General features: G+C 62.9%; 1 pseudogene. It reads left to right on the top strand.

The window, feature by feature from the left end:
• Positions 1-302, top strand: a pseudogene (locus SB772_RS39945) (glutamine--tRNA ligase); the annotation flags it as partial.

Here is a 302-nt window from a genome sequence, read left to right as displayed (position 1 = left end):
CGATCCGCTCAAGCTGATCGTCGACAACTATCCCGAAGGTCAGTCGGAGCAGTGCAGCGCGCCGGTGCATCCGCATCATCCGGAGCGCGGCGTCCGCGAATTCACGTTCTCGCGTGAACTGTGGATCGAGCGCGAGGACTTCCAGGAAACGCCGCCCAAGGGCTATTTCCGCCTGTTCCCGGGCAACAAGGTGCGCCTGAAGTACGGCTTCGTCGTGGAATGCACGGGCGCGGAGAAGGATGCCGACGGCAACATCGTCGCCGTGCATTGCAACTACTTCCCGGACAGCAAGTCGGGCACCG

The sequence above is a fragment of the Paraburkholderia sp. SIMBA_030 genome, from assembly GCF_046535245.1.
Lineage (GTDB): Bacteria > Pseudomonadota > Gammaproteobacteria > Burkholderiales > Burkholderiaceae > Paraburkholderia.
Note: the sequence above shows the minus strand (reverse complement) of the source record. Positions and strands in the feature narration are given on the sequence as shown.